The organism is Streptomyces sp. NPDC045899 (genome assembly GCF_056431485.1).
Window position 1 is genome coordinate 444,704 of sequence record NZ_JBWKKP010000003.1, and the last position, 19,414, is coordinate 464,117.

Here is a 19,414-nt window from a genome sequence, read left to right on the forward strand (position 1 = left end):
GAGCATAGGAAACAAGCGTATGGCTTAAGCTCCCCCCCTCTTCCCGCCTTTTTATCCCGATTTTCTGCGCAGGGAGAGCAAGCATTTTCCTGTGCCCCCCCCCCCCCCCCCCCCCCCCCCACGCCGTTGTTCTACGTATCCGCGCCTTAGGGGATCTCCGCCGTACGGGCCTCGCGGCGGTTGTCGCGGAAGGCGTTCACCCGGCGGGCGGTGGCGAAGAGCGGGATCACCGCGCCCATGACCACCTGGAGGGCACAGGCCGACTGGAGCAGCAGCTCGCCGCCGGGGGCCTCGAAGGCCCAGGCCGCCAGGAGGCCCATGCTGGTCACGATCCAGCCGAGCATGGCCACCGCGAGGCGTCCGCGGGGCTTGGGGTACTCCACCCGGCTCACCATCAGCCAGGCGACACCGATGATCGCCAGCAGGGTCGGCACGAACGGCAGGCCCAGCAGAACCACCGAGACGACCGTCAGCGCGCCGAACGGGCTCGGCATGCCCTGGAAGACGCCGTCACGCAGCGTCACGCAGGAGAATCTCGCAAGCCGCAGCACCACCGCCAGCAGCACCACGATGGCGGCCACCGCCGACACCCGCTGATGGACGCCGTCGGCGACGATGCCCCAGACCGCGACGAAGTACGCCGGGGCCAGACCGAAGCTGATCAGGTCCGAGAGGTTGTCCAGCTCCGCACCCATCGCCGAGCTGCGAAGTTTCCGCGCGACGAGCCCGTCGAAGAGGTCGAACACGGACGCCAGCAGCATCAGCATCACGGCCGACGCGGCGCTGTGCCGCGTCATACCGCCGTCCTCGCTGCCCGTGAGGTGCGGGATGAGGACGCCGGTGGTGGTGAAGTACACGGCCAGGAAGCCGCATGTGGCGTTGCCGAGGGTGAGGGTGTCGGCTATCGACAGTCGCGTCGACAGCGGCATGTCATCCGTCTCGTCGACGTCGTCCACGTCCATCTCGGCTTCCGGCACCCAGGAAGCCTGCGCGTCGGGATCAATCACGGTCAAGTCGAGTCACCCCCGCGGTGGTGGCCTGGCCGACCTCGACCGCGACGTCGACACCTTCGGGGAGGTAGATGTCCACGCGGGAGCCGAAGCGGATGAGGCCGATGCGCTCACCCTGTTCGACCTTGGTGCCCTGGGGCACGTAGGGGACGATGCGCCGGGCGACGGCTCCGGCGATCTGGACCATCTCGATGTCTCCGAGCTCGGTGTCGAAGTGCCACACCACGCGCTCGTTGTTCTCGCTCTCCTTGTTGAAGGCGGGAACGAAGCCACCGGGGATGTGCTCGACCGAGGTCACCGTGCCGGCGAGCGGGGCGCGGTTGACGTGGACATTGAGCGGGCTCATGAAGATCGCGACGCGGGTGCGTCCGTCCTTCCAGGGCATGATGCTCTGCACCACGCCGTCGGCGGGGGAGATCACCCGGCCCTGGGTGATCTCTCTCTCCGGGTCGCGGAAGAACCACAGCATGCCCGCGGCGAGTGCGGTGGCGGGCACGGCGGCCGCCGCCCAGCGACCGGAACGACGGGCACGGGTGAGACTGACCGCCGCGGTGGCGACGGTCGGGAGGAGCCACGGCGACGCTCCGCGCGCGAGGCGGACGCGACCGCGTTGTGCAGAGGAATGGCTGTGGGGCATGGATGACCTTCGTGGCGGAGGATGCCGCGACGCGAGACTGGGGACGGCGGCTTTCCGGGGATGGTATCGGTTGCGAGCGGTAACTGGGCAAGCGCCAGGGCCTGTCGGTGGCCGAAGACCCCTGGCGCGGTGTGACCTTCTTCTCTCGGATACCACCCCAAAAGGGACGTTCAGCCTTGGGTTCGGTATTCCTCCAGCAGTCGTCGTCCAATAATCATTTTCTGAATCTCAGCGGTGCCTTCGCCGATGAGAAGCATAGGCGCCTCGCGGTAGAGGCGCTCGATCTCGTATTCCTTGGAGAAGCCGTAGCCGCCATGGATGCGGAAGGCGTCCTCCACGACCTCTTTGCAGTACTCGGACGCCAGGTACTTCGCCATTCCCGCCTCGAGGTCGTTGCGCGCGCCCGCGTCCTTCTTGCGGGCCGCATTGACCATCATCGCATGGGCCGCCTCGACCTTTGTTCCCATTTCAGCCAGTTTGAACTGGATGGCCTGGTGCTGAGCGATGGCTTTACCGAAGGTGTGCCGTTCCTGTGCGTACGCAACGCCCAGCTCGAACGCGCGTTGTGCGACGCCACAGCCACGGGCGGCCACATTGACCCGGCCGACCTCGACTCCGTCCATCATTTGGTAAAAACCGCGATGGGGGGCGCCGCCGAGGACCCGATCGGCCGGAATGCGCAGTCCGTCCATGATCAGTTCGGTGGTGTCGACGCCCTTGTAGCCCATCTTCTCGATCTTGCCGGGGATGGTCAGGCCCGGCCTGACCTCACCGAAGCCCGGCTCCTTCTCGATCAGGAAGGTGGTCATCGACTTATGCGGGGCGGCGCCCTCCACGGCCCCCTCGGGGGTCCGGCACAACACCGCCACGAGTGTGGAGCTGCCGCCGTTGGTCAGCCACATCTTCTGGCCGTTGAGGACGTAGTCGTCGCCGTCCCGCACCGCCTTGCTGGTGATGGCGGACACATCGGAGCCGAGCCCCGGCTCCGACATCGAGAAGGCGCCCCGGATCTCGCCCAGCGCCATCTTGGGCAGGAAGTAGTCCTTCTGCTCCTGGGTGCCGTGCTGCTTGATCATGTAGGCCACGATGAAGTGGGTGTTGATGATGCCGGAGACGCTCATCCAGCCGCGCGCGATCTCCTCCACGCACAGTGCGTAGGTGAGCAGTGACTCACCCAGACCGCCGTATTCCTCCGGGATCATCAGCCCGAAGATGCCGAGTTCCTTGAGGCCCTCGACGATCGCGGTCGGGTATTCGTCGCGGTGCTCCAGCTCGGTGGCGACCGGCAGGATCTCCTTGTCGACAAAATTCCTGACCGTGGAGAGGATCTCCCGCTGGATGTCGGTCAGGCCCTCGGTCTGCGCGAGACGGCTCATGTCACTGCTCTCCCAGCTCCGGGCGGCCCGGCTGTTCGCCGCCGCGTTCCTTGATGTACGTGGCGGTGGGCACCATCACCTTGCGGCGGAAGACACAGACGAGGGTGCCGTCCTGCTTGTAGCCCTTGGTCTCCACGTACACGATGCCCCGGTCGGTCTTGGACTTCGACGGCGTCTTGTCCAGGACCGTGGTCTCGCCGTAGAGGGTGTCGCCGTGGAAGGTCGGCGCCACGTGCCGCAGCGACTCGATCTCCAGGTTGGCGATGGCCTTCCCCGAGACGTCCGGCACCGACATGCCCAGCAGCAGGGAGTAGATGTAGTTGCCGACCACGACGTTCTTGCCGAAGTCGGTCGTCTTCTCCGCGTAGTTGCTGTCCATGTGCAGCGGGTGGTGGTTCATGGTGAGCAGACAGAAGAGGTGGTCGTCGTACTCGGTGACCGTCTTCCCGGGCCAGTGCTTGTAGACCGCCCCGACCTCGAACTCCTCGTAGGTGCGTCCGAACTGCATCGCGCTCAGGCCTCCGGGATCTCGAACTTCGACGTGCGCTGCATACCGGCGGCGCGGCCCTTGCCGGAGACGACCAGGGCCATCTTGCGGCTGGCCTCGTCGATCATCTCGTCGCCGAGCATCGCCGAGCCCTTCTTGCCGCCCGCCTCGGACGTGTAGTAGTCGTACGCGTCCAGGATCAGCTCGGCGTGGTCGTAGTCCTCCTGGGAGGGCGAGAAGATCTCGTTGGACGCCTCCACCTGGCCGGGGTGCAGCACCCACTTGCCGTCGAAGCCCAGCGCCGCGGCGCGCTGCGCGACCGCGCGGTAGCCGTCGATGTTGCGGATCTGGAGGTAGGGGCCGTCGATCGCCTGGAGGTTGTTGGCGCGGGCGGCCATCAGGATCTTCATCAGGATGTAGTGGTAGGCGTCCGCCGGGTAACCGGGCGGCTGCTCGCCCACGACCAGCGACTTCATATTGATGGACGCCATGAAGTCGGCCGGGCCGAAGATGATGGTCTCCACCCGCGGCGACGCCTGCGCGATGGCGTTGACGTTGTTCAGGCCCTGGGCGTTCTCGATCTGCGCCTCGATGCCGATCTTGCCGACCTCGAAGCCCATGGTCTTCTCGATCTGGGTCAGCAGCAGGTCCAGCGCCACCACCTGCTGGGCGTCCTGCACCTTCGGCAGCATGATGCAGTCGAGGTTCGGCCCCGCGCCCTCGACGACGGTCACGACGTCGCGGTAGGTCCACTCGGTCGTCCAGTCGTTGACCCGCACCACCCGGGTCTTGCCGGTCCAGTCGCCCTCGTTGAGGAACTTCACGATGGTGTGCCGCGCCTCGGGCTTGGCCAGCGGGGCACAGGCGTCCTCCAGGTCCAGGAAGACCTGGTCGGCCGGGAGTCCCTGCGCCTTCTCCAGGAAGCGGGGATTGCTGCCCGGCACGGCCAGGCAGGAGCGGCGCGGACGCAGCCGGTTGGGCGCGGTGCCCTCGGGGGCGGTCATACGGGAACCTCCAGAGCGGGAAGCGTGTTCGCGGTACGGATCTCATCGACGATACGGCCGATGATCTCCGTGATACCGAAGTCCTTGGGGGTGAAAACGGCGGCGACACCCGCCGAGCGCAGTGCCGCGGCGTCCGCGGCCGGGATGATGCCGCCGACGATGACGGGAATGTCCTGGGCGCCCGCGGCCCGCAGCCGCTCCAGGACGTCCGGCACCAGCTCGGCGTGCGAACCGGAGAGGATCGAAAGGCCCACGCAGTGCACGTCCTCGGCGACCGCCGCCGAGACGATCTGCTCCGGGGTCAGCCTGATCCCCTGGTAGACCACCTCGAACCCGGCGTCCCGGGCCCGTACCGCGATCTGCTCGGCACCGTTGCTGTGGCCGTCCAGACCGGGTTTGCCGACCAGCAGCCGCAGCCGTCCGCCGCCCAGCTCCGCCGCGGTCTTCTCGACCTTCTCGCGGACGGAGGCGAGCAGGGAACCCGCCTCCGCCGCGACCGCGAGCGGCGCGCCCCCCACCCCCGTGGGGGCGCGGAACTCGCCGAACACATCGCGCAGCGCCCAGGACCATTCGCCCGTGGTGACGCCCGCGCGGGCGCATTCGAGGGTGGCCGCCATCAGGTTCTCGGTGCCCGCGGCCGCCTTCCGCAAGCGCGAGAGGGCCTCTTCGGCCCGGGCGGTGTCCCGCTGTTCGCGCCAGTGGTGCAGGGCCGAGACCACCCGCGCCTCGTTGGCCGGGTCCACCGTCATGATGGCGGTGTCCAGGTCGGCGGTGAGCGGGTTGGGCTCGGTGCCCTCGTAGCAGTTGACGCCGACGATCTTCTCCTCGCCGGCCTCGATGCGCGCCCGGCGCTCCGCGTGCGAGGAGACCAGCTGCGCCTTGAGGTAGCCGGACTCCACGGCGGACATCGCCCCGCCCATCGCCTGGATCCGGTCGATCTCGGCCTCGGTCTCCTCGACGAGCGCGGCGACCTTGGCCTCGATCACATGGGAGCCGGCGAAGATGTCCTCGTACTCCAGCAGATCGCTCTCATGGGCGAGCACCTGCTGGATCCGCAGCGACCACTGCTGGTCCCACGGGCGGGGCAGCCCCAGGGCCTCGTTCCAGGCCGGGAGCTGCACCGCGCGGGCGCGGGCGTCCTTGGAGAGGGTCACGGCCAGCATCTCCAGCACGATGCGCTGGACGTTGTTCTCCGGCTGTGCCTCGGTCAGCCCGAGCGAGTTGACCTGGACGCCGTAGCGGAACCGGCGCTGCTTGGGGTTCTCGATCCCGTACCGCTCACGGGTGATGCGGTCCCAGATGCGGCCGAAGGCGCGCATCTTGCACATCTCCTCGATGAACCGGACGCCCGCGTTCACGAAGAAGGAGATACGGGCGACCACATCGCCCTTGCGGTCCTCGGGCACCTGTCCGGAGTCGAACACCGCGTCCAGTACCGCGATCGCCGTCGACATCGCGTACGCGATCTCCTGGACCGGGGTGGCCCCCGCCTCCTGGAGGTGGTAGCTGCAGATGTTGATCGGGTTCCACTTGGGGATGTGGTTGACCGTGTACGCGATCATGTCGGTGGTCAGCCGCAGGCTCGGCCCCGGCGGGAAGACGTGCGTCCCGCGGGACAGGTACTCCTTGACGATGTCGTTCTGGGTCGTCCCCTGGAGCTTGGAGAGTGCCTCCCCCTCGATGCCCTGCTCCTCCGCGACCACCTGGTACAGCGCCAGCAGCCACATCGCCGTCGCGTTGATGGTCATCGAGGTGTTCATCTGCTCCAGTGGGATGTCCTGGAACAGCCGCCGCATGTCCCCCAGATGGGAGACGGGAACCCCGACCCGGCCCACCTCGCCACGGGCGAGGATGTGGTCGGGGTCGTAGCCGGTCTGGGTCGGCAGGTCGAAGGCGACCGAGAGACCGGTCTGGCCCTTGGCCAGATTACGCCGGTACAGCTCGTTCGACGCCTCGGCCGTGGAGTGACCGGCGTACGTCCTCATCAGCCACGGGCGGTCCCGTTCGCGAGGTGAGCCGCTCATCAGATGTTCCGGAAGCGGTTGATGGCGTCGATGTGCTTGGCGCGCATCTCCGGGTCGCGCACCCCCATGCCCTCCTCGGGCGCGAGCGCGAGCACGCCGACCTTGCCCTGGTGGAGGTTGCGGTGCACGTCGTACGCGGCCTGGCCGGTCTCGTCGAGCCGGTAGGTCTTGGACAGCGTGGGGTGGATCTTGCCCTTGGCGATCAGCCGGTTGGCCTCCCACGCCTCGCGGTAGTTGGCGAAGTGCGAGCCGACGATGCGCTTCAGCGACATCCACAGGTAGCGGTTGTCGTACTCGTGCATATAGCCCGAGGTGGAGGCGCAGGTGGTGATGGTGCCGCCCTTGCGGGTGACGTAGACGCTGGCGCCGAAGGTCTCACGGCCCGGGTGCTCGAAGACGATGTCGATGTCCTCGCCGCCGGTGAACTCGCGGATGCGCTTGCCGAACCGCTTCCATTCGCGCGGGTCCTGGGTGCGCTCGTCCTTCCAGAACTTGTAGTCCTCGGCGTTGCGGTCGATGATCGCCTCGGCACCCATCTTCCGGCAGATCTCCGCCTTCTGCGGCGAGGAGACGACACAGATCGGGTTGGCGCCACCGGCCAGCGCGAACTGCGTGGCGTAGGAGCCGAGTCCACCGCTGGCGCCCCAGATCAGGACGTTGTCGCCCTGCTTCATCCCGGCACCGTTGCGGGAGACCAGCTGCCGGTAGGCGGTGGAGTTGACCAGGCCGGGGGCGGCCGCCTCCTCCCAGCTGAGGTGTCCGGGCTTGGGCATCAGCTGGTTGGACTTGACCAGGGCGATCTCGGCGAGACCGCCGAAGTTGGTCTCGAAGCCCCAGATGCGCTGCTCGGGGTCGAGCATGGTGTCGTTGTGGCCGTCGGCGCTCTCCAGCTCCACCGACAGACAGTGGGCCACGACCTCGTCGCCGGGCCGCCAGGCGTTGACCCCCGGGCCGGTGCGCAGCACCACGCCCGCGAGGTCGGAGCCGATCACGTGGTACGGCAGGTCGTGCCGCTTGGTGAGGGGGGAGAGCTTGCCGTACCGCTCCAGGAAGCTGAAGGTCGAGACCGGCTCGAAGATGGAGGTCCACACCGAGTTGTAGTTGACCGAGCTGGCCATCACGGCGACAAGCGCCTCACCGGGGCCGAGTTCCGGCACCGGCACCTCGTCCACGTGGATCGACTTGCGGGGGTCCTTCTCCTTGGTGGTGAGGCCGGCGAACATGTCGGCCTCGTCCTTGCGCACGGTCACCGCGCGGTACGACTCGGGGATGCGCAGTGCGGCGAAGTCCTCGGGTGCTGTGTCCGACGCCAGGATCGCGTCAAGTATCTCGTTCATCGGTGCCTCCGGCGAAGCGTCGCATGGGGACGCTTGAGGGAACGCTGGGCTCGTGACGGGTGATGCTGCTGCTGTGCCGTCGGTTCGGCGGAGGTGCTGCTCGATGGGCGCGGGTAGCGCCGGGAACGCCTGGTGACGCAGGCGGTGTCCGGACGCGCAAAGCGTTTTGCGGGGACAGCCGGCGCGCGGGGTGTTTTCAGCGCGCCGGCCGTCCGGACACCTTCACCGTATGGCACGCTGTGCCACCCCGCAAGACACTGCGTGCCAACAATTTCTCTCAGTTGTCATACGCGGTGCACGCATGAGCAAGAACGGCCGCCCCGGATGGGGCGGCCGTTGCCGATGGTGTTCGGTTGTGTGCGATCGGTCAGCGCTTGAGGGCCCGCTCGATCGTCCGCATGACCTCGTTCAGCGGTGCGTCGGTGCGTGCCACCATCACCACCACGTCTTCCTCCTCCTGCGCCGTCACGGTGGCCGCCTGGCGCCCCGGAGCGGGGCGTCCGGCGCCGATCCCGGAGCCGAAGGTCTCCCGGACGATCGCGAAGGCGTGGTCGAGCTGGGTCTCCACATCCCCCTCGCCGCCCGCCCGCAGCCAGCGCCGCAGGACGTGGTTGTGCGCCGTGACCACCGCCGAGGCGGCCACCTCCGCCAGCAGCGGGTCGTCATCGCCGTCGTGGTGGGCGCCCTCGTCGAAGTGGCCCAGCAGATAGCGGGTGAACAGCCGCTCGTAACGGGCCACCGAGGCGATCTCCCGCTCCCGCAGCGCCGGTACCTCACGGGTCAGCCGGTAGCGCTCCACGGAGACCCCGGGGGAGGCCGCGTACATCCGCATGACCTCCTTGATCCCGCGGCACACCGTGTCCAGCGGGTTCTCATGCGGCGGGGCGGCGTCCAGCACGGCCGCGGCGCGCACCAGCGTGTCGTCGTGGTCCGGGAAGATCGCCTCTTCCTTGGAGCGGAAGTGACGGAAGAAGGTGCGCCGGGCCACCCCCGCCCGCGCCGCGATCTCGTCGACCGTCGTCGCCTCGTACCCCTGCGTCGCGAACAACTCCATCGCCGCCGCGGCCAGTTTGCGGCGCATGGTCAGACGCTGGGCGGCGGCGCGGCGGCTTCCCGCGCGCTCACCGCCGTCGGAGGAGGTGGACGAGTGCGCGGACTTGCTACGAGCGGCCTTCACGGACTGGGACATGTGGGGAACGTAACACGCTTGTGAGTGCCGGTGCGGGGGCGGACCTGCGGAGGGCTCCAGCAGTCCGCCCCACCCCGGGTCGTACTCAGCGCCTTGCATACTCGCGGAAGCCGCGCCCGGTCTTGCGGCCCAGGCACCCCGCCGCGACCAGATGCTCCAGCAGCGGCGCCGGGGCCAGTCCCGGATCGCGGAACTCGCGGTGCAGCACCTTCTCGATCGCCAGCGAGACATCGAGGCCGACGACGTCCAGCAGTTCGAAGGGGCCCATCGGATAGCCGCCGCCCAGCTTCATCGCCGCGTCGATGTCATCGGGGGTCGCGTAGTGCTCCTGGACCATCTTCACGGCGTTGTTGAGGTACGGGAACAGCAGGGCGTTGACGATGAACCCGGCCCGGTCGCCGCAGTCCACCGCGTGCTTGCGCACCGCCGTGCAGACCGCGTGCGCGGTCGCCCGGACGTCGTCCGCCGTCAGGACCGTCCGCACCACCTCGACCAGCTTCATCGCGGGCGCCGGGTTGAAGAAGTGCATCCCGATCACATCCTGCGGACGGGAGGTGACCCGGGCGCAGGCGATCACCGGCAGCGAGGAGGTGGTGGTGGCCAGCACCGCACCGGGCTTGCAGACCTTGTCCAGCACCCGGAACAGCTCCTGCTTGACGTCCAGGTCCTCGGCGACCGCCTCCACGGCCAGGTCCACATCGGCGAAGGCGTCCAGCGAGTCGGCCGCGGTGATCCGGGCCAGCGCGCCGTCCCGGACCTCCTGGGTCATCCGGCCCTTGGCCACCGAGCGGTCCAGGGACTTGGCGATCCGGGCCTTGGCCGTGTCCGCCTTCGCCTGGGTCCGGGCGGTCAGCACCACGTCGATCCCCGCCTTGGCGAAGACCTCGGCGATCCCGCTGGCCATGGTGCCCGAGCCCGCGACGCCCACGGCACGCACCGGGCGCGCACCGTCCGCGGCGCCCCGCTCGTCCGGCGTCGCCCCGTCCGGGACCACGGTGCCGCTGCCCGGCGCCTCGTAGGTGTAGAAGCCGCGGCCCGCCTTGCGGCCGGTCAGCCCGGCCTCGGAGAGCTGTCCCAGGATGGGCGCCGGCGCGTGCAGCCGGTCGCCGGAGGCCGTGTACATCGCCTCCAGGACGGTCCGGGCGGTGTCGATCCCGATCAGGTCCAGCAGTTCCAGCGGGCCCATGGGCAGCCCGCAGCCCAGCTTCATCGCCGCGTCGATGTCCTCGCGCGCCGCGTACCTGGCCTCGTACATCGTGGCGGCCTGGTTGAGGTAGCCGAACAGCAGCCCGTCGGCGATGAAACCGGGCCGGTCACCGAGTGCCACCGGCTCCTTGCCCAGATCACGGGCGAGTTCGGTGACCGCGGTGACGGCCGCGGGCGCGGTCAGCACGCTGGAGACGATCTCGACCAGCTTCATGGCCGGCGCGGGGTTGAAGAAGTGCAGCCCCAGCACCCGTTCCGGGCGGGCGGATTCGGCGGCCAGCCGGGTCACCGAGAGCGCGTTGGTGCCGGTCGCCAGGATGGTGCCCGGGCTGACCACGGTGTCCAGCTCGGTGAAGACCTCGTGCTTGATGCCGTAGTCCTCGGGCACGACCTCGATCACCAGCTGCGCGTCGGCGGCGGTACGCAGATCGGTGGAGACCCGGAACCGGGACAGGATGCCGGTCCGTTCCTCCTCGCTGATCCGCTCGCGCTCGACCGCGCGTGAGGTGGCGACCTCCAGTGCGGTCACGGCCCGTTGACAGGCGTGCTCACTGATATCGATTCCGATCACCTCGCGCCCCGCACGGGCCAGGATCTCGGCGATGCCGGTGCCCATCGTGCCGAGACCGACGACGGCGACAGTAGTGAGCGGGGCCGCGGAGGGGGAGAGATCAGAGGAAGGAGTGGTGCTGACGCCGGTGTGTGGGAGACGGTCCATCGCGGACTCCAGAGGGTGTTCCCCGTCAACAGCGGGGATGAAGTGACGACTGAGGGGAGCTGGCGGTCATGCCGCTGATGCGCTGGGGTCTGGTGCGGATGACACACAACTCCGACGGAAGGGCTTGCACGCTCCCTGGCGGACAGCGCCGCACGGAGGAAACTGCCCGTGGGAGATACACGGCGGGCCCTGTCCCGGGGCCGTGCCGTACTGCTGGTACTGCCGAACCGACGTCACACACGGCGGCTGCGTCACCAGGCCGCCCGAGCAGGGGTGCTGCTCGTGTCGTCATATTAACTCGCGGGTAACCAAGACGCCAGAGCAGATTGCGAGCCGTCGCGGTGGCGCGGCTCACCGGGGAGGGGAGACCTCGCATGGACGATGAATTCCGGACGCTGACCGAGCGGGTACGGGCCTCGCTCACCACACCACAGGAGGCGGCGGCCCACGCCTCGCTCCTCTCACTGGTCCGCAAGGGCACCCCCACGGCGCGCGAACAGCTCGCCCGCATCCTGGTCGCGCCGGAGCAGCCGCTGTGGGCGCGGGAGACCGCGGCCTTCGTCCTCGGCAGCGCGGGGGACCGCCGGGCCTTCGAAACCCTCGTGCTGCTGCTCAACTACCGCGAGCCCGCCCGCTGCGCGACCGCCGCCCGGGTGCTGGCCCGGCTCGACGATCCGCGCACCGCCCGCGCCGCCGCGGCCCTGGCCACCAATCCGCTGCGCACCGCGTACTCGCTGCACCCGATCCGGCTGCTGGTGGAGCTGCGCGCACCGGAGTCGGTGCCCGCCCTGGTCGCCGCGCTGGAGCGGCAGTTGGCCGCCCGGGACCGGCACTGGCCGATCGCACGGGCCTGTGTGGAGGGGCTGGGCGCGATCGGAGACGAGCGCGCCGTCCCGGCCCTGACGCGCGCGGGCAAGTACATCCGGCTCAGCGCGGCGGCCGCCGCGGCGCTGGCCCGGATCAGCGGGGGCGGCGGCGGACCGTCCGGGACGGCGGACAAGGCGCACGCGCGGTGACGGCGGGGCCGCCGGCCGCGGGGTCCGTCCGCGCGGTGCGGCTCGTCCGTGCGGTGCGCGCGGTCCGCCCGGCGCGCCCGCGATGTCGCGTCGGACCGGCCCGCGGCGTCCGGGGAGGGCCTCCTCGGGTGATCCCGACAACGCGGCGAGCGGGCATGCCGGGCGTCGCGGGGCAGACGGGACTGTGCGGATACGGCCCTGGGCCTTGTCCTGCCGGTCTTCGTGGGCCCGCGACGCCTGGCACCGCACCGCACCTCGCCGCGTTGTCGGGCTCATCCGAGTTACGCCCGGTACGAGGACGACCCTCCGCCGTGCGAGCCGCTCCCAGCCAACGCCGGGAGGTGCCCCCCTGCACCAGACGCCGCGGGACGGCCTCTTCGCGCGGCGCGGCCTCGCCGCGCCGGCGCGCGGGGGCCTCAGCCCGTCGCCGGGTCCAGCCGCCGCGCGTACCGCACCTCGGGCACGGACACCCCGTCCACGTCGTACGCCTCCGCGCCGCCGTCCGGCGCGAACCCCGCCCGTTCGTAGAAGCGGCGGGCACGGGCGTTGTCCCGCAGCACCCACAGCCGCAGCCGCGGGAAACCCCGCTCGGCGACCCGGTCCAGGGACTCCCCGAGCAGGGCGCGGCCGATGCCCGTGCCCACCAGCCCCGGGCGTACGTACAACGCGTACAACTCGGCGTCCCCCTCCGGCACATCGCGCTCCCGGTACGGCCCGAAGCAGCACCAGCCCACCACACCGCCGCCGTCCTCCTCGGCCACGAGGTTGACCACGTCCCCGACGCCCCGTGAGAAGAACTCCCGCCGCCGTCCGGCGTCCTCCTCGATACTCAGTCCGTCCAGATACGACTGCGGCATCAGCCCGGCGTACGCCTCCTGCCATCCGCGTACCCGCACCGCCGCCACCGCGTCGATGTCCGCCTCGGTCATCTCCCGTACCAGCACCCCGTCCATGGCCCCCACCGTAGGCGGCTTGACCTTGTCACCGGCGGCAGGGTCACAGGATCCGTGCCATGAACTCCGCACAGCACACCGAGCGGCCGGACCGGGTCGCCGTCGTCACCGGGGCGGGCACCGGCATCGGCCGGGCCACCGCCCGCGCGCTCGCCGGGGAGGGCATCCGCGTCGTGGCCGTCGGACGACGGCCGGAACCGCTCGCCCGGACCGCCGAGGGGCATCCGCTGATCCGTCCGTTCCCCGCCGACCTCACCGCGGCCGGGGCCGCCGAGGAGATCGTCCGCCACGCCCTGGAGACCCACGGACGGCTGGACATCCTGGTGAACAACGCCGCCGTGGTGCGCGGTGCACCACTGGGCGCCATCGCCCGCGAACCGGTCCGCGCCCAGCTGGAGACCAACGTCATCGCCCCCGTCCTGCTCACCCAGGCGGCCCTCGGCCCGCTGGAGGAGAGCGGGGGCGTGGTCGTCAACGTCAGCACCTCGATCGACCGGCGCGGCTGGCCGGGCAGTTCGGTCTACGCCGCCACCAAGACCGCGCTGGAGACGCTGACCCGCAGCTGGGCGGTGGAACTGGCGCCGCGCGGGGTGCGGGTGGTGTGCGTGGCGCCCGGGGCGATCGAGACGCCCATCGGCGAGCACTCGGGGCTCTCGCCCGAACAGCGCTCCCGGGTGCGCGCCTGGCAGCTCGACCACACCCCGCTGGGACGGATCGGACGGCCCGAGGAGGTGGCGTGGGCCATCACCCGGCTCGCCTCGCCCGGCGCGTCGTTCATCACCGGTGCGGTGCTGCCGGTCGACGGCGGGGCGGTCGTCGGATGACGGCGCCCGGGGCGCTGTTATAGAACGGGCCCCGGAGGTGGGGCCGGTGCGGATCGGGGAACTGGCGAGGGCGACGGGCACGACACCGCGGGCGCTGCGCCACTACGAGCAGGCGGGGCTGATCACGTCGTGCCGGGCGGACAACGGCTATCGCGTCTACGACGAGCGTGCCGCCGTACGCGTACGCAACATCCGTCATCTGCTGGCCGTGGGCCTCACCCTGGACGACGTCGGCTGCTTCAGCCCGTGTCTGGACGGCGATATGGCGACCGTGCCGCCCAGCCCGGAAGGGCTGCGCATCGCCCGGGACCGGCTGGCCGTCCTCGACGCGCGGATCGCCGCCCAGACCCGGGCCCGGGACCGGCTGGCCGAGGCGCTGGACCGGGTGGCGGCTCCATGACGCGGTCCGGACCTCCCGAACAGGTCCCGGAGCACGAGTGGTTCGCCCGCCATCTGGACGCGCACCACGCCCCGGGCGTACGGCGGCGGGTGGCGGCGCTCGCCGCGGAGCTGGACCGGCCCGCCGATGACCGCGCGCTGCCGCCGGTCGTACGTCTCGGCTACACGCTGCCCGGCGCGCGGGACCGGGTGGTGCGGCTGGCGCGGCGGGCGGGGGTCGCCCCGCCGTCCGGCCCGGCCCTGGGGCGCTGGCGGCGCTGCTGGACTCGGCGGTGGACGAGCTGACCGCGCGCCCGCTGCCCCCGGTCCACCGGGAGCGGATCATCCTGGACGCCCCCACCCAGTGGGTACGGGACGCGGGTGTCCGGACGGAACTGCGGTTCCTGCGGGCGTACGACGCCGACGGGGTGATCGCGCTGCGCCCGCGCGACAGCTGGACCGCCTTCCTGGAGTCACTGGCGGCCCAGGGCCTGGGCGAGGTGGCGCATATCAACTGGCCCGGCCTGGACGGCCGCTCACAGGACGCGGCCGATCTGGCCCGCGCCGCCGGGGCCGTCTTCCCGCGCGCCCGTGCCGCACAGCTGAGCTGCCGGATCCGGCCTCCGCGCTGAGCTCGGGGCTCTCCGCCCGGGACGGGACCGGCGGGGGCGCGCCCTCACATCAGGGTCAGCTGGGCCGGCTCCGGCGCGGCGGGCGGTTCGGGCTCGGGCGCGCGGAGGTTGCGGTGCGCGCCCGGTTCATAGGGGCCGATGCCGTATTCGGCGGCCAGGTCGTGGACCATCCCGGTGATCCGCCGCTGGTACCACTTGGGGGCGTAGGTGCCGCCCTCGTACAGCGCGTCGTACCGGCGGAGCAGCCGCGGGTGGTGCTCGGTGAGCCAGGCGGTGAACCACTCGCGGGCACCCGGCCGCAGATGCAGCACCAGCGGGGTCACCGAGGTCGCCCCGGATTCCGCGATGGCCCGTACGGTGGCACGCAGCTGCTCGGGGGAGTCACCGAGGAAGGGGATCACCGGGGCCATCAGCACCCCGCACGGGATGCCGTGGGAGCTGAGGGTGCGCACCACGTCCAGCCGCCGCTCGGGAGAGGGGGTGCCGGGCTCGACGGTCCGCCACAGCTCGCGGTCGGTGAATCCGACCGAGACCGAGACCCCGACGTCGGTGACGCGCGCGGCTCTGCGCAGCACCTCCAGATCGCGCAGGATCAGCGTGCCCTTGGTGAGGATCGAGAACGGGTTGGCGCGCTCGGCGAGGGCCGCGAGGATGCCGGGCATCAGCTGGTACCGGCCCTCGGCGCGCTGGTAGCAGTCCACGTTGGTGCCCATGGCGATGTGGTCGCCGCGCCAGCGCGGTGAGGCCAGCTCGCGGCGGAGCAGCTCCGGGGCGTTGACCTTCACCACGATCTGGGAGTCGAAGCCCAGCCCGGTGTCCAGGTCCAGATAGCTGTGGGTCTTGCGCGCGAAGCAGTAGACACAGGCGTGGGTGCAGCCGCGGTACGGGTTCACCGTCCATTCGAAGGGCATCCGGGAGGCGCCCGGCACCCGGTTGACGATCGAGCGGGCCCGGATCTCGTGGAAGGTCATGCCGCGGAATTCAGGGCGGTCGAAAGTGCGGGTGGTGACCGCGTCCGCTGCGAACAGGGCCGGGGCGGCCGCCTCGGTGTCGTTGGTCAGGTTGTCCCAGCGCATGGCACGCACCTCCGGGTCTCGCTCGTACCTAATAGAACACATGTTTCATTCGGTTCCGTCAACCCTGGATTTGGGCGGCCGACCCGGAGGTGGTTGGCTTGCCGCTGCCAGGGGCGCCGCGGTCAGCAGGGCGCCCACCGGTTCACGGTCGATCACGGAGGAAGAGCAATGGGGCAGGTCGAGGCCACCACGGAGCGCGTCGTCACGGGGAAGCCCGAGGATGTGTTCGACGCACTCGCCGACTACCGCGAGACCCGCCCCCGGCTGCTTCCGCAGCACTTCAGCGAGTACGAGGTGCGCGAGGGCGGCGACGGCGAGGGCACCGTCGTCCACTGGAAGCTCCAGGCCACCAGCAAGCGGGTGCGCGACTGCCTGCTCGAGGTCTCCGAGCCCACCGACGGGCAGCTGGTGGAGAAGGACCGCAACTCCTCGATGGTGACCACCTGGACGGTGACCCCGGCGGGCGAGGGGCAGTCCCGGGTCGTCATCACCTCCGTCTGGAACGGGGCGGGCGGTATCGGCGGTTTCTTCGAGCGGACCTTCGCGCCCAAGGGACTCGCCCGCATCTATGACGAGCTGCTGGAGAAGCTGGCGGCCGAGGTCGCCGCCCAGGGCTCCGAGTGAGCTTCCGCCGTCCCCCGTTGCGGACGGCGTAGGGCCCTTCCGGCCGGGCCGCGGCCGGTCCCTCCCGTCAGGGAGCGGCTGCCGCGGTCACCGGTTCGAGTGGTTTCCCGCTCGGTGCGGCATATCGTCCGCACACCCTCTCACCGGGGAGAACGTCTCCCCGCCCCCCTCGCCGACGATTCGTCGTGGTTTGCCGGTAGTGACGCGCAATGCGAGAAATGGGCGGCGGCGCAGGTGTGACGAGGGGAGCAGGACGTGGGCCAGACCACCGGGACCACCTTGGCGAAGGGGCCGGACGGAGCCGGGGACGCCGAGGGATACGGGCCCATGGGCGCCCCCCTCTCCGTCACCGTCTCCGCCCCGGTCCCGGAGGCGGACGGCCCGCCGCCCCCGGTGGCGGACGGACGTCCACCGGCCGACGGCGCCGCGGGCGACCCGCTCAGCCCGGCCCGGGTCCGCACGGTCTTCATCGGGCTGATGCTGGCCCTGCTGCTGGCGGCGCTCGACCAGACCATCGTGGCCACCGCCCTGCCCGAGGTGGTCGGTGAACTCCACGGTCTGGACAAGATGTCCTGGACCGTCACCTCCTACCTCCTCGCCGTGACGATCGTGCTGCCGCTCTACGGCAAGCTGGGCGATCTCATCGGCCGCAAGAGCGTCTTCATCTTCGCGATCGTCGTCTTCATCGCCGGGTCCGCGCTGGCGGGGTGGTCGCGCACGATGGAGGAACTGATCATCTTCCGCGCGGTCCAGGGTGTGGGCGCGGGCGGGCTGATGATCGGTGTTCAGGCGATCATGGCCGATATCGTGCCGCCCCGGGAACGCGGCCGCTACATGGGGCTCATCGGCGCCGCGTTCGGCCTCGCCTCCGTCGCCGGTCCGCTGATCGGCGGCTTCTTCACCGACCACGCCTCCTGGCGCTGGTGCTTCTACGTCAACGTCCCCTTCGGCCTGGTCACGCTGGCGGTCGTGGCCGTGGTCCTGCGGGTGCCCGAGGCACCCCGCCGGGCCCGGTTCGACTTCCTGGGCGCGCTGTTCCTCTCGGTGTTCTCCACCTGCGCGGTGCTGCTGACCAGTTGGGGCGGTACCGAGTACGCCTGGGGCGACCGCGTCATCCTGGGGCTCGGGCTGGGCGCGCTCGGCTCGGCGGTCCTCTTCGTCGTGGTGGAGTGTGTCGCGCCCGAACCGATCATCCCCATGCGGCTGTTCCGCGACTCGGTCTTCTGTGTCAGCGGGCTGATCGGCGCGGTCATCGGGGTGGCCCTGTTCGGCGCCGCCAGCTACCTGCCGACCTTCCTCCAGATGGTCGACGGGGTCTCGGCCACCGAGTCCGGTCTGCTGATGGTGCCCATGATGGGCGGCATGGTGCTGGCCTCGATCATCACCGGCCAGCTCATCAGCGGCACCGGCCGCTACAAGGTCTTCCCCGTACTGGGCGGACTGATCTCGGTGGGCGGCATGTGGCTGCTGTCCCGGCTGGACGAGGACACCTCCCGGCAGGACTACAGCCTCTGGATGGGCGTCCTCGGACTCGGTATCGGACTGGTGCTGCCGGTGCTGGTGCTCGCCGTCCAGAACTCGGTGCCCCCCGCCGACCTCGGCTCGGCCACCAGCGCCAACAACTACTTCCGGCAGATCGGCGGCAGTGTCGGCGCCGCCGTCTTCGGCACCCTCTTCGCCAACCGCCTCGCCGACCGGCTCGCGGTCGAACTGCCCTCCGGGGCGGCCTCCGGCCGGGGCACCGACGGGGCCGGACTGCCCGACCCCGAGTCGGTCACCCCGCAGATGGTGCACGCCATGCCGGGGCCCCTCCGCGACGGGTACATCGCGGCGTACGCCCACGCGATGCCGCGGATCTTCCTCTATCTCGTGCCGGTGCTCGTCCTGGGCTTCCTGCTCGCCTTCCTGCTGAAGGAGAAACCTCTGGTGTCCCACACCGACTTTGCCGTCCAGCCAGACCCCGTCGTTCCCCCGGCGCGCACCGGCACGGCGCCGCGGCACGCCGCCGCCTCCGGTCCGCCGCTCACCGCGGGCGTCCCGGTCTGCGGCACCGTCCAGCACCACGACGGCACGACGGTTCCGCGGGCCGCGCTCACCCTCATCGACGTGGGCGGCCGTCAGATCGGACGCGGTGCGAGCGGCGAGGACGGCCGGTACGCGCTGAGCACCCCGGGCAGCGGTTCCTACGTCCTGATCGCGGCGGCCGGGGGACACCAGCCCCGGGCGGTCAGCGTCACGGTCGGCGAACGCCCGGTGGAGCTGGACGTGGTCCTCGGCGGCGCGGGACGGCTGGCCGGGGCGGTGCTCACCGCGGACGGCACCCCGGTGCGGGACGCCACGGTGACCCTGACCGACGTCCGCGGCGAGGTGGTCGCCTCCAGCCGCAGCGGACGCGAAGGCGGCTATGTGATGGGTGAGCTGGTGGCGGGGGAGTACACCCTCGCGGCGAGCGCCCCCGCTTTCCGCCCCGCGGCCCTGCCGGTCACCGTGCAGGCCGCGCGGGAGACCCGGCAGGACATCGAGCTGGCGGGCGGCGCGGTGCTGCGCGGTGTGGTCCGCGCGGGCGGCGGGCGGCCGGTGGAGGATGCCCGGGTCACCCTGCTGGACGCGGCGGGCAATGTCGTCGACACCGCCACGACCGGGGCGGACGGCGCCTTCCGCTTCATCGATCTGTCGGCGGGCGAGTACACGGTGATCGCCGCGGGCTATCCGCCGGTGGCGACCGTGCTCCAGGTGGCGGGCGGCGGCCGGACCGAACGCGACCTGCAACTGGGCCACGAGGACTGAACGTTCCTCCGCGACCGACCTCCGACGCCGTCGGGAGGTACCCCGAACCGGGGCGCCACCCGGCGGCGTTCGCGTGCCACGGGGCCATGGGTCCCCCGTCCGCCGCCACATGACACCTATTCGGGTATTGCCCCAC

18 protein-coding genes are annotated in these 19,414 nt (G+C 70.7%); 7 read left to right on the top strand and 11 right to left on the bottom strand.

Annotated elements, in window-relative coordinates:
* Positions 1-146 precede the first annotated feature (146 nt).
* From pssA to AC07FT_RS06660, 9 genes are all read right to left on the bottom strand, one after another.
* Positions 147-1,013, bottom strand: coding sequence for a CDP-diacylglycerol--serine O-phosphatidyltransferase (gene pssA, locus AC07FT_RS06620; protein ID WP_254737564.1), 867 nt, complete (start codon positions 1,011-1,013; stop codon positions 147-149).
* A complete protein-coding gene (locus AC07FT_RS06625; RefSeq protein WP_176179986.1) occupies positions 1,000-1,647 on the bottom strand; it encodes a phosphatidylserine decarboxylase in 648 nt (215 codons plus the stop codon). The genes pssA and AC07FT_RS06625 overlap by 14 nt, the downstream gene beginning before the upstream one ends.
* 170 nt (positions 1,648-1,817) lie before the next feature.
* Entirely contained in the window at positions 1,818-3,023 is a 1,206-nt protein-coding gene (locus AC07FT_RS06630; protein ID WP_254737566.1) for an acyl-CoA dehydrogenase family protein, read from the bottom strand.
* Between the two features lies 1 nt (position 3,024).
* Positions 3,025-3,531, bottom strand: a complete 507-nt coding sequence (locus AC07FT_RS06635) for a MaoC family dehydratase (RefSeq protein ID WP_479174453.1) — start codon at positions 3,529-3,531, stop codon at positions 3,025-3,027.
* Between the two features lie 5 nt (positions 3,532-3,536).
* Positions 3,537-4,514 carry an HpcH/HpaI aldolase/citrate lyase family protein gene (locus AC07FT_RS06640; RefSeq protein ID WP_471193342.1) on the bottom strand — a complete coding sequence of 326 codons (978 nt, stop codon included), beginning with the start codon at positions 4,512-4,514 and terminating at the stop codon, positions 3,537-3,539.
* Positions 4,511-6,538, bottom strand: a complete 2,028-nt coding sequence (locus AC07FT_RS06645; RefSeq protein ID WP_471193344.1) for a protein meaA — start codon at positions 6,536-6,538, stop codon at positions 4,511-4,513. Before AC07FT_RS06645 ends, AC07FT_RS06640 begins: the two co-directional genes overlap by 4 nt.
* Positions 6,538-7,875 (bottom strand): crotonyl-CoA carboxylase/reductase, encoded by a 1,338-nt coding sequence (gene ccrA, locus AC07FT_RS06650; protein ID WP_479174455.1) that lies wholly within the window; start codon positions 7,873-7,875, stop codon positions 6,538-6,540. The genes AC07FT_RS06645 and ccrA overlap by 1 nt, the downstream gene beginning before the upstream one ends.
* Before the next feature lie 367 nt (positions 7,876-8,242).
* Entirely contained in the window at positions 8,243-9,064 is an 822-nt protein-coding gene (locus AC07FT_RS06655) for a TetR family transcriptional regulator (RefSeq protein WP_471193348.1), read from the bottom strand.
* An 85-nt stretch (positions 9,065-9,149) separates the two neighbouring features.
* Complete coding sequence (locus AC07FT_RS06660; RefSeq protein ID WP_479174457.1) at positions 9,150-10,988, bottom strand: 3-hydroxyacyl-CoA dehydrogenase family protein; 1,839 nt, start codon at positions 10,986-10,988, stop codon at positions 9,150-9,152.
* A gap of 374 nt (positions 10,989-11,362) precedes the next feature.
* Between AC07FT_RS06660 and AC07FT_RS06665 the strand changes: the two genes are divergently transcribed.
* A complete protein-coding gene (locus AC07FT_RS06665) occupies positions 11,363-12,004 on the top strand; it encodes a HEAT repeat domain-containing protein (RefSeq protein ID WP_471193351.1) in 642 nt (213 codons plus the stop codon).
* 416 nt (positions 12,005-12,420) lie between these two features.
* Here the strand turns inward: AC07FT_RS06665 and AC07FT_RS06670 are convergent, their stop codons facing one another.
* The gene (locus AC07FT_RS06670; RefSeq protein WP_479174459.1) at positions 12,421-12,957 is read right to left on the bottom strand and encodes an N-acetyltransferase family protein; all 537 of its coding nucleotides are present in this window, start codon (positions 12,955-12,957) and stop codon (positions 12,421-12,423) included.
* Positions 12,958-13,016: 59 nt separating this feature from the next.
* Between AC07FT_RS06670 and AC07FT_RS06675 the strand changes: the two genes are divergently transcribed.
* The 4 genes from AC07FT_RS06675 to AC07FT_RS06690 are packed head-to-tail and all read left to right on the top strand — an operon-like array spanning position 13,017 to position 14,791.
* Positions 13,017-13,781 (top strand): SDR family NAD(P)-dependent oxidoreductase, encoded by a 765-nt coding sequence (locus AC07FT_RS06675; protein WP_479174461.1) that lies wholly within the window; start codon positions 13,017-13,019, stop codon positions 13,779-13,781.
* 46 nt (positions 13,782-13,827) lie between these two features.
* Positions 13,828-14,181 carry a MerR family transcriptional regulator gene (locus AC07FT_RS06680; protein ID WP_471193357.1) on the top strand — a complete coding sequence of 118 codons (354 nt, stop codon included), beginning with the start codon at positions 13,828-13,830 and terminating at the stop codon, positions 14,179-14,181.
* Complete coding sequence (locus AC07FT_RS06685) at positions 14,178-14,465, top strand: hypothetical protein (protein ID WP_479174463.1); 288 nt, start codon at positions 14,178-14,180, stop codon at positions 14,463-14,465. The genes AC07FT_RS06680 and AC07FT_RS06685 overlap by 4 nt, the downstream gene beginning before the upstream one ends.
* Positions 14,453-14,791 carry a hypothetical protein gene (locus AC07FT_RS06690; protein ID WP_479174465.1) on the top strand — a complete coding sequence of 113 codons (339 nt, stop codon included), beginning with the start codon at positions 14,453-14,455 and terminating at the stop codon, positions 14,789-14,791. The genes AC07FT_RS06685 and AC07FT_RS06690 overlap by 13 nt, the downstream gene beginning before the upstream one ends.
* A gap of 44 nt (positions 14,792-14,835) precedes the next feature.
* On the opposite strand, the gene AC07FT_RS06695 is transcribed toward AC07FT_RS06690, so the two are convergent.
* Positions 14,836-15,867: an Rv2578c family radical SAM protein gene (locus tag AC07FT_RS06695; RefSeq protein WP_432015411.1), complete on the bottom strand. Its 1,032-nt coding sequence runs from the start codon at positions 15,865-15,867 to the stop codon at positions 14,836-14,838.
* Positions 15,868-16,035: 168 nt separating this feature from the next.
* On the opposite strand from AC07FT_RS06695, the gene AC07FT_RS06700 reads away from it, so the two are divergent.
* Positions 16,036-16,491, top strand: a complete 456-nt coding sequence (locus tag AC07FT_RS06700; protein ID WP_479174467.1) for an SRPBCC family protein — start codon at positions 16,036-16,038, stop codon at positions 16,489-16,491.
* Between the two features lie 327 nt (positions 16,492-16,818).
* Entirely contained in the window at positions 16,819-19,278 is a 2,460-nt protein-coding gene (locus AC07FT_RS06705; protein ID WP_479174546.1) for an MFS transporter, read from the top strand.
* Positions 19,279-19,414 lie beyond the last annotated feature (136 nt).

Coding starts and splice junctions, on each gene's coding strand:
- AC07FT_RS06675 (WP_479174461.1), top strand. CDS start 13,017: ATGAACTCCGCACAGCACACCGAGCGGCCGGACCGGGTCGCCGTCGTC.
- AC07FT_RS06665 (WP_471193351.1), top strand. CDS start 11,363: ATGGACGATGAATTCCGGACGCTGACCGAGCGGGTACGGGCCTCGCTC.
- AC07FT_RS06685 (WP_479174463.1), top strand. CDS start 14,178: ATGACGCGGTCCGGACCTCCCGAACAGGTCCCGGAGCACGAGTGGTTC.
- ccrA (WP_479174455.1), bottom strand. CDS start 7,875: ATGAACGAGATACTTGACGCGATCCTGGCGTCGGACACAGCACCCGAG.
- AC07FT_RS06695 (WP_432015411.1), bottom strand. CDS start 15,867: ATGCGCTGGGACAACCTGACCAACGACACCGAGGCGGCCGCCCCGGCC.
- AC07FT_RS06630 (WP_254737566.1), bottom strand. CDS start 3,023: ATGAGCCGTCTCGCGCAGACCGAGGGCCTGACCGACATCCAGCGGGAG.
- AC07FT_RS06635 (WP_479174453.1), bottom strand. CDS start 3,531: ATGCAGTTCGGACGCACCTACGAGGAGTTCGAGGTCGGGGCGGTCTAC.
- AC07FT_RS06700 (WP_479174467.1), top strand. CDS start 16,036: ATGGGGCAGGTCGAGGCCACCACGGAGCGCGTCGTCACGGGGAAGCCC.
- AC07FT_RS06625 (WP_176179986.1), bottom strand. CDS start 1,647: ATGCCCCACAGCCATTCCTCTGCACAACGCGGTCGCGTCCGCCTCGCG.
- AC07FT_RS06705 (WP_479174546.1), top strand. CDS start 16,819: ATGGGCGCCCCCCTCTCCGTCACCGTCTCCGCCCCGGTCCCGGAGGCG.
- AC07FT_RS06660 (WP_479174457.1), bottom strand. CDS start 10,988: ATGGACCGTCTCCCACACACCGGCGTCAGCACCACTCCTTCCTCTGAT.
- AC07FT_RS06640 (WP_471193342.1), bottom strand. CDS start 4,514: ATGACCGCCCCCGAGGGCACCGCGCCCAACCGGCTGCGTCCGCGCCGC.
- AC07FT_RS06645 (WP_471193344.1), bottom strand. CDS start 6,538: ATGAGCGGCTCACCTCGCGAACGGGACCGCCCGTGGCTGATGAGGACG.
- AC07FT_RS06655 (WP_471193348.1), bottom strand. CDS start 9,064: ATGTCCCAGTCCGTGAAGGCCGCTCGTAGCAAGTCCGCGCACTCGTCC.
- AC07FT_RS06670 (WP_479174459.1), bottom strand. CDS start 12,957: ATGGACGGGGTGCTGGTACGGGAGATGACCGAGGCGGACATCGACGCG.